The organism is Sphingomonas sp., assembly GCF_048594985.1.
Lineage (GTDB): Bacteria > Pseudomonadota > Alphaproteobacteria > Sphingomonadales > Sphingomonadaceae > Sphingomonas_I.
Genome location: NZ_JBMDXG010000346.1, coordinates 1 through 8,723, shown reverse-complemented (window position 1 = coordinate 8,723; position 8,723 = coordinate 1). Strand labels below are relative to the sequence as shown.

The following is an 8,723-nucleotide window of genomic DNA, read 5'->3' as shown; positions in this document are numbered from 1 at the left end:
GATCTCGATGCCGCGGTGGTCGCGGCCTACGGGCTGATCCTGCCGGTGCCGATCCTTGCGGCGCCGCGCCACGGCTGCCTCAACGTCCATGCCTCGCTGCTGCCGCGCTGGCGCGGCGCCGCGCCGATCCAGCGCGCGCTCCTCGCGGGCGATGACGAAACGGGCGTGACGATCATGGCGATGGAGGCCGGGCTCGACACCGGCGACATGCTCGCGATCGAGCGCGTTCCGGTGGGCGACAAGGACGCCGGCACGCTGACCGCCGAACTGGCCGCGATCGGCGCGCGCCTGCTGGTCGCGGTGCTCGACGAGCCGGGCGACTATCCGCCCGAGCCGCAGCCCGAGGCAGGCGTGACCTACGCCGCCAAGATCGACAAGGCCGAGGCGCGGCTCGACTTCGCGCGACCGGCGACTGAGGTCGTGCGCCAGATCCGCGCCTTCGCGCCCGCACCCGGCGCCTGGTTCGAACATGCGGGCGAGCGGATACGGGTCCTCGCCGCCGAGGTGGCCGAGGGCGAAGGCGCGCCCGGCACCGTGCTCGACGATGCGCTCACCATCGCCTGCGGCACGGCAGCTCTCCGCCCGCTCAAGGTCCAGCGCGCCGGGCGCGGCGTCATGTCCGCCGCCGAACTACTGCGCGGCTTTCCCATTCCCGCGGGCACGCGCCTGGAGCCCTTTCCCTCGAGGGAGAGGGTTGGGTGAGGGTGCGCCGGACGTGCGATAATCCGCACACTTTCTCCACCTCTCAACCTTGTCCCCGGCGGGGAGAAGGGTCTGCCCGATGACCCGCTTTCGCCTGACCGTCGAATATGACGGCGCGCCCTTCATGGGCTGGCAGCGGCAGGCGCACGGCCCCTCGGTCCAGCAGGCGATCGAGGAAGCGGTGTTCGCCATCACCGCCGAACGAACCGACGTGCAGGCCGCCGGCCGCACCGATGCGGGCGTCCATGCGCTGGTGATGAGCGCGCATGTCACGATCGACCGCCCGATCGCGCCGTTTCGGCTGATGGAGGCGCTCAACGCGCGCCTACGCCCGAACCCAGTCGCGATCCTGACGTGCGAGGAGGTGGCGGAGGATTGGCATGCGCGCTTCTCGTGCGTCGGCCGGTCCTATCTCTACCGCATCGTCAACCGCCGCGCGCCGCTCACCTTCGACCGCGGCAAGGCATGGCGGATCGCGCGTGATCTCGATGCCGCCGCGATGCATGCCGCCGCGCAGATCCTGGTCGGGCGGCACGATTTCACCACCTTCCGCTCGGCCGCGTGCCAGGCAGACAGCCCGGTCAGGACGCTCGACCGCCTGATCGTCCGCCGTGAGGAGGACGAGGTGATCGTCGAGGCCGCCGCCCGCTCCTTCCTCCATCATCAGGTCCGGTCGATGGTCGGCTGCCTCGCGCTGGTCGGTCAGGGTCAGTGGACCGCCGCCGACCTGCGCGCCGCCTTGGAGGCACGCGATCGCGCCGCGCTCGGCCTCAACGCGCCGGCGGAGGGCCTCTATTTCGTCGGCGCGCGCTACTGACCCGGCGGGCTTAGTGAAGGGCCCGGCGCATTGCCCGCGATAGCTGCTCGACCGAATAGGGCTTGTGCAGCAGGTCGAACCCGCTGCTGCCCTCGCTCGCCAGCACGTCGCTATAGCCGCTGGTCAGCACCACCGGCAGCGCGGGATACTGGTCGCGGATCTGCCGGCCCAGTTCGAGCCCGCTCATCCCCGGCATCATCACGTCCGAGAATATGAGGTCGAAACGGCCCGGATCGCTCCGCAATTCGGCCAGCGCCGCCGCGCCATTGGGCGCGTAGACCGTGACATAGCCCAATTCGGCCAGCATGGCGGTGGCGAAGCCGCCGACCTCGGGATCATCCTCGACCACCAGAATGCTTGCGCCGCGGCGCGGATCGGCGTCACGGGCCTCGGCCGGCACGAGTGCCCCTTCCTCGGGCGGGTTGGCGCGCGGGAGGAACAGGGTGAAGATCGCGCCCGCGCCCGCCGGGCTTTCGACGACGACGTCGCCGCCCGATTGCTTCACGAACCCCAAGACCTGGCTGAGCCCCAGCCCCGTGCCCTCGCCGATACCCTTTGTGGTGTAAAAGGGCTCGAACACGCGATCCAGGTCCTCCGGCCCGATGCCGCTGCCCTCGTCGCTGATGGTGATGGTAACGAAGTCGCCCTGCACGGCGGGATGCGATCGGACCGGAGGGATGCGGTCGGACGTCCCGACCCGCAACGTCAGCCTGCCCGCCCCCGCCATCGCGTCGCGTGCATTCACCACCAGATTGACGATGGTCGTGTCGAACTGCGTCGGATCGGCATTGATGAAGTGCGGGTCGTCGGGCAGGTCGATCGCGACCTCGATGCGCGATCCGACCAGCGCCCCGATCATCTCGCGCACGGCGTCGAGGTTCCGGCCCACGTCGAACACTTCGGGCGCCAGCGCCTGCCGCCGCGCGAAAGCGAGCAGTTGGCCGGTCAGCTTGGCCGCGCGATCCGCGGCATTGGCGACCGCGTCGAGGTAGCGGGTACGGCGCTCCTCGGCGAGCCCGGGACGGCGAAGCAGGTCGACCGAGCCGCGCACAACGGTCAGCAGATTGTTGAAATCGTGCGCCACGCCCCCGGTCAGCTGCCCGACAGCCTCCATCTTCTGCGACTGGCGCAATTGCTCCTCGGCCCGCATCAGTTCGGCGGTCCGTTCGGCGACCTGCTGCTCTAGTGTCTCGTTGAGCGCGCGCAACGCCGCGGCGACACGGTCGCGCTCCTCTTCGACAGCGCGGCGCGCCTGAATGTCGATCAGCACGCCGGGGAAGCGCAAGGGGGTGCCGCCGGGCCCGTGATCGACCCGCCCGTTGCCTTCGATCCAGTAATAGCGCCCGTCCGCGCGTCGGACCCGATATTGATGGGCATAAGGGCCACCGCGCTCCAGCGCCTGTGTTACCGCCGCCGCGAGCCCCTCCTTGTCGTCGGGATGGACGCTTTCCAGCACCCCCTCCAGATCGATGCCCGCACGCTCGGGCTGCATGTCGAGCCCGAACGCGCGCGCGAACGGCTCGTCCACGGTGAAACGGTTTTCAGGCAGATCCCACAGCCACGTGCCGATGATCGCGCCCGCGTCCAGCGCCAGCTGCACCCGCTCGACATTCTCCCGCGCCAGCGTCTCGCTCGCCCGGAGCGCCGCCTCGGCCTGCTTGCGCTCGGTGATGTCGCGGAACAGCACCGAAACCTGCCGCCGGCTGGCGGGCTCGACGCGCGCGGCGGAGACTTCGATGACGCGCCCGGCGGCGACGAAATCGCGCTCGAAGCGAATGGTTCGGCCGGTGCGCAGCACGCTGCCATACAGTTCCAGCCACCCGTCGGCCTCGTCCGGAGCGATGTCGCGCAATGTCTTGCCGACGATATTCGCGATGCCGGTATGGCGCTCGTAACCCGAATTGGCTTCGATATGGACATAATCGCTCAACGGGCCGTGTGGGCCGTCGATGAATTCGATGATGCACAGACCGTCGTCGATCGCCTCGAACAATGCCCGATAGCGTTCCTTGCTGAACGCGACCTCCCCCGGCTCGGCCGTCGCGTTCGCCGCCGCGCGCAGGCGAAGCACTTCGGCTTCGAGAGCGTCACGGGAAAGCGAGCTTGGGGCGAGGTCGGTCACACGGCTTCCTTGGGGGCGAGGCGGCATAACGCCCGAAACCGCCATGCGGCCATGCAAAAGTCCGGCTGGAATCGACTTTTGCGGTGGCTTGACCGCCGCGCAGCGGCCATTCGCGACTTAGGCAGGCGGCCGTCCAACCCTCACTGATCGCCGCCCTGTCGATCGGCAAAGCTGACGAGCCCCCACGAATAAGCGCGAATACGCCACCCGCCGTCCTGTTCGACCAGGAGGAAGCCCCACGCACCCAGTTCGGTAAAGGAATGCCCGTCCTGCATCCCGCTCCAGCGGGTGGGGAGCGAGAAATAGACGCCGCTTTCGCTGCGGGAAAAGTCCTGCGGCCGGCCGAAAACGTGACGGAGCTGGACGATGTGCTCGACGCGTCGCTGCATCAGCATTGCCCACGATCGCACGCCATCCTGCCCGCTGAAGACATGCGGCGGAAAATTCTCGACGATGGTTACGTCACCTTGCGCGAACAGCCCGTCGAGCAGCGAGGGTTCGCCCCGCTCCAGGAACAGCGCCAGCCGTTCGGCGACCGCCATCATCGCGTGGTCTGGCGTCACGTCCCACTACCCAGCCGCTCGATCAGCGCCATTGCCGCGGCGGGGGCGCGTTCCTTGGCGCCGTTGATCATGAACACGAACACGTCGCGCGATCCGCCAGCGGAGGCCGAAGGAGCGCCGGCATAAGCATAGCCGTCGGGCGCGCTGCCCTTTGCCCATTCCCGCGCCGCCTCCGCCCAGCGGTCAAGCGCGGCGGGGGCATAGCCGGTCGGCTCGTCCGCGCGCTGGTTCTGCAGGCGCGCATAGGTGAAGCCGGCGGTCTGGTCTGCGAATTGCGGGAATTTGTCCGCATCGGCGAACACGATCGCCACCCCCGCCTCGCGCGCCAGCGCGACGAAGGCAGGATCACGGAAGCTGTCGTGACGCGGTTCGATCGCGTGGCGCAGCGGGATGCCATCCACGCTCGCCGGCAACAGCGCCAGGAACGCGCCGAAATCGTCGGGAGCGAACTGCTTCGTCGCCGCGAACTGCCACAGGATCGGCCCCAGCTTACCGCCCAGTTCGGCTATCCCCTGGTTGACGAAACGCTGGATCGACTCCCCCGCCTCGGCCAGCACGCGACGATTGGTGCAGAAGCGCGATGCCTTGAGCGCGAACAGGAAATCGTCGGGCGTCCGCCTGGCCCAATCGGCGAAGGTCGCGGGCTTCTGCGTCGAGTAGAACGTGCCGTTGACTTCGATCGCGGTGACCTGCGACGCGGCATATTCCAGCTCTCGGGCCTTGGGCCATTTGGGCGGATAGAAGGTCTCGCGCCACGGTTCGTAGGTCCAGCCACCGATGCCCACGCGAATTTGGCCTGTCATGCATCTGCCTCCCGAACCGTTCGTCCTGAGCGAAGTCGAAGGACGCATGAACGACCCGTGGGGGAACGTGCTTCGACCGTCTCTGCGAACGCGGTTTACGCACTATCGCGTAACATCGCCGCGAACGCGACGGGATCGACGTTCGATCCCGAACAGACGATCACCGTATCGCCCTCGACCTCCGGAAGCTTGCCCGCAAGCCACGCCGCCAGCGCGACCGCGCCGCCGGGCTCGACCACCAGCCCCATGCCGAACGCGAAGCGCATCGCCGCACGCACCTCGGCTTCGCTGGCCCACACGCCGCGCGCGCCCGCCTCGCGCAGCGCCCCGAACGTCAGGTCGGACACGCGCCGCGACAGGAGCGCATCGCAGGCGGAGGGGGGCGCGTCGGCTGGCACCTCGACGATCGCGCCGCTGTCCAGCGAGCGCGCCATGTCGTCCCAGCCTTCGGGCTCGGCGGTGACGATCGCGCTGTTCGGCAAGGCGAGCGCGATCCCCGCCGCCAGCCCGCCGCCGCCGCACGGCACGATCACGCGTGCAGGCGCGCGGCCAAGCTGGTCGGCTATTTCCAGCCCGGCCGTCCCCTGCCCCTCGATCACGTCGACATCGTCGAACGACGGCACCAGCACCGCGCCCCGTTCCTCGGCGATGTGCGCGGCGATCGCCTCACGACTTTCGCGCGCCCGATCGTAGCTGACGATCCCGGCGCCCAGCGCCCGCGTCGCCGCAACTTTCACCTCGGGCGCGTCGGCCGGCATGACGATCAGCGCCGGCATGTCCAGCATCCGCGCCGCGCGCGCCACCCCCTGCGCATGGTTGCCCGATGAGAAGGCGACCACGCCCGCCGGCCGCCGCTCCGCACCTATTTGCGCCAGACGGTTATACGCGCCGCGCAGCTTGAATGCGCCACCCAGCTGCAACGATTCGGCCTTGATCCAAATCCGGCTACCGCCCTCTCCGACCGCCAGTAGCGGCGTGCGCGTCGCGACTCCGGAAATGCGCGTTCGTGCCTTCTCCACGCCGTCGCGCGACGGCCGTTTCCGTTCATTAGACCGCTGATTCATCACGCTTTATCCAAGGTTTCGGAACGCACGTCCCTGTCGCGAGATTGCAACTTTACAGGGGGGACCCCCCTCCCTATGTAGCGCCTCCGCTGCCCCATGGGACTTCCACCGCAAGGCAGTGATTTTCTTAACTGAAGACCGCGGCTCCGGCTGTGGCACTGGAGGTCCCTTGAATTGCACAAGCATCCTCGCGCGCTGGGGCTAGCGATCGCCCCCGTCAAGGCCGGCAGCGTTCTTGACATCGCCCTCGGACAGCCGGTGCAGCCGGTGACGATCGTCCGCCCGCACGCCGCCCGGCGCGCGGCCCGCTTCTTCGTGGAGAAGTTCAAGGGCCGCTCGCTCTACGCGGTGAAGGCGAATCCGTCGCCCGAGCTGATCGCCGTGCTGTGGGAAAGTGGCATCACGCATTTCGACGTGGCCTCGATCGCGGAGGTGCGGCTCGTGTCGCGCGCCGCGCCCGGCGCGACCTTGTGCTTCATGCACCCGGTCAAGGCCGAGGAAGCGATCCGCGAGGCTTATTTCGTTCACGGCGTGCGCACCTTCAGCCTCGACACGATCGAGGAGCTGGAGAAGATCATGCGCGCGACGGATGACGCGACCGACCTCACGCTCTGCGTGCGGCTACGTGTGTCGTCGGAGCATTCGAAGCTCAGCCTCGCTTCCAAGTTCGGCGCCGCGCCGGACGAGACCAAGGCGCTGCTGTTCGCCGCGCGTCAGGCGGCCGACGCGCTCGGCATCTGCTTCCACGTCGGCAGCCAGGCGATGAGCCCGCAGGCCTATGTCCAGGCGCTCGCGCGCGTCCGCGCGGCGATCGTCGAGGCGGCGGTGACGGTCGACGTGATCGACGTCGGCGGCGGCTTTCCCTCGGTCTATCCGGGGATGGAGCCGATCGGCCTCGAGAACTATTTCCGCGCGATCGAGGATGCGTTCGAGGCGCTGCCGATCAGCTATTCGGCGGAATTGTGGGCAGAGCCCGGCCGTGCGCTCTGCGCCGAATATGCGAGCCTGCTGGTGCGGGTCGAGCGGCGGCGCGGCGATCAACTCTACATCAACGACGGCGCCTATGGCGCGCTGTTCGATGCGGCGCACGTCGGCTGGCGCTTCCCGGTCGCGCTCGTCCGCGAGCAGGGCTCCGACGCGAAGGACATGGAATTCAGCTTCTATGGTCCGACGTGCGACGACATCGACCATATGGCGGGGCCGTTCCTGCTACCGGCCGATATCGGCCCGGGCGACTATATCGAGATCGGCATGCTCGGCGCCTATGGCTGCGCGATGCGGACCGCCTTCAACGGCTTCACCGCCGGCGAGACGGTGGTACTGGAGGACGAGCCGATGACGAGCCTTTATGTCGATAGCGCGACGGAACCGGCGTTCCCGGCAAACGTCGTCAAGCTGTAACGCAGCGCATCGAATGAGCTACGGAGGCCGGGTTCGCCCGGCCTCCCGTTCGGGTATTCCGCGTCCCCGGAACGACGTGCGGCATCACCGATAGGAACGGGAGCCTTCCTGTGAACGACCCCCAGATCAACGACACCCGCAAGGCGGAGCTGCTTTCGACCCAGGTCGAGCACATCGACATCAAGAGCTTCGACGCCCGCCCCATCATCGATTCGATGGGCAAGATGAGCTTCACCAGCCGCGACCTCGCGCGCGCCACCCGCATCTACAACCAGATGCTTGAGGACAAGGACTGCTCGATCTTCCTCGTGATCGCGGGCTCCACCTCGGCCGCCGGCTGCATGGATCTCTATGCGGAGCTGGTGCGCAACAACATGGTCGACGGCATCGTCGCGACCGGCGCCACCATCGTAGACATGGATTTCTTCGAGGGCCTCGGCCACAAGCATTATCAGGCGCTCGAAATCCCCGACGACGACACGCTGCGCTCGCTCTACATCGACCGCATCTACGATACCTATATCGACGAGGAGGATCTCCAGAACGTCGACCACACGATCTTCGAGATCGCCGAGACGCTGGAGCCCAAGGCTTATTCCAGCCGCGCCTTCATCCGCGAGATGGGCAAATATCTGGTCGAGCACGGCAAGAAGGAGAACAGCCTCGTCAAGCTCGCCTACGAGCATGACGTGCCGATCTTCTGCCCGGCCTTCACCGACAGCTCGGCGGGCTTCGGCCTCGTCAAGCATCAGGTCGACGCGATGAAGGCGGGTAAGCCCTACCTCACGATCGACTCGATTGCCGACTTCCGCGAGCTCACGCAGATCAAGATCGAGGCCGGCACGACGGGCCTGCTGATGATCGGCGGCGGCGTGCCGAAGAACTTCATCCAGGACACGGTCGTCTGCGCCGAGATCCTGGGCCACGAGGATGTCGAGGTGCACAAATACGCCGTGCAGATCACCGTCGCCGACGTGCGCGACGGCGCCTGCTCGTCCTCGACGCTGCAGGAGGCGGCAAGCTGGGGGAAGGTCAACACCGGCATCGAGCAGATGGTGTTCGCCGAGGCGGGCAGCGTGATGCCGCTGCTGGCGTCCGACGCCTATCATCGCGGCCTGTGGAAGAGCCGGCCGGAGCATCGCTGGGCCAAGCTGTTCGACTGATCGACGGCATTTGCGCCTGAGAACAAGAAGCGCCGCCGGGCCCTCCGGCGGCGGGGTTGTTTTGCGGTCAGCGTCCGCGCCGTGCGCG

At 67.8% G+C, this 8,723-nt stretch carries 8 protein-coding genes; 4 read left to right on the top strand and 4 right to left on the bottom strand.

All coding sequences use genetic code 11. The features are described from left to right. Positions 1-702 (top strand): methionyl-tRNA formyltransferase (locus ACOJSF_RS14275; RefSeq protein WP_420142867.1); only part of this gene is annotated, 702 nt, incomplete at its 5' end. 79 nt (positions 703-781) lie between these two features. Beyond that, on the top strand, positions 782-1,519 hold the full coding sequence (truA, locus tag ACOJSF_RS14270; protein ID WP_420142866.1) for a tRNA pseudouridine(38-40) synthase TruA: 738 nt from the start codon (positions 782-784) through the stop codon (positions 1,517-1,519). A gap of 10 nt (positions 1,520-1,529) precedes the next feature. On the opposite strand, the gene ACOJSF_RS14265 is transcribed toward truA, so the two are convergent. The 4 genes from ACOJSF_RS14265 to ACOJSF_RS14250 form a co-directional block, all read right to left on the bottom strand. Continuing rightward, a complete protein-coding gene (locus tag ACOJSF_RS14265) occupies positions 1,530-3,641 on the bottom strand; it encodes an ATP-binding protein (protein WP_420142865.1) in 2,112 nt (703 codons plus the stop codon). A gap of 140 nt (positions 3,642-3,781) precedes the next feature. Continuing rightward, positions 3,782-4,204 carry a hypothetical protein gene (locus tag ACOJSF_RS14260; RefSeq protein ID WP_420142864.1) on the bottom strand — a complete coding sequence of 141 codons (423 nt, stop codon included), beginning with the start codon at positions 4,202-4,204 and terminating at the stop codon, positions 3,782-3,784. After that, on the bottom strand, positions 4,201-5,007 hold the full coding sequence (locus ACOJSF_RS14255) for a DUF72 domain-containing protein (protein WP_420142863.1): 807 nt from the start codon (positions 5,005-5,007) through the stop codon (positions 4,201-4,203). The genes ACOJSF_RS14260 and ACOJSF_RS14255 overlap by 4 nt, the downstream gene beginning before the upstream one ends. Positions 5,008-5,102: 95 nt before the next feature. Beyond that, on the bottom strand, positions 5,103-6,026 hold the full coding sequence (locus ACOJSF_RS14250; protein ID WP_420142862.1) for a threonine ammonia-lyase: 924 nt from the start codon (positions 6,024-6,026) through the stop codon (positions 5,103-5,105). A gap of 219 nt (positions 6,027-6,245) precedes the next feature. Here ACOJSF_RS14250 and ACOJSF_RS14245 point away from each other — a divergent pair, with 219 nt between their 5' ends. After that, positions 6,246-7,472: a type III PLP-dependent enzyme gene (locus ACOJSF_RS14245; protein ID WP_420142861.1), complete on the top strand. Its 1,227-nt coding sequence runs from the start codon at positions 6,246-6,248 to the stop codon at positions 7,470-7,472. A 110-nt stretch (positions 7,473-7,582) separates the two neighbouring features. Beyond that, positions 7,583-8,635 carry a 1,9-bis(guanidino)-5-aza-nonane synthase gene (locus ACOJSF_RS14240; protein ID WP_420142860.1) on the top strand — a complete coding sequence of 351 codons (1,053 nt, stop codon included), beginning with the start codon at positions 7,583-7,585 and terminating at the stop codon, positions 8,633-8,635. Positions 8,636-8,723: the final 88 nt, after the last annotated feature.

Excerpts from the sequence above, each read along its gene's own strand:
- truA (WP_420142866.1), top strand. The coding sequence starts at position 782 with ATGACCCGCTTTCGCCTGACCGTCGAATATGACGGCGCGCCCTTCATG.
- ACOJSF_RS14255 (WP_420142863.1), bottom strand. The coding sequence starts at position 5,007 with ATGACAGGCCAAATTCGCGTGGGCATCGGTGGCTGGACCTACGAACCG.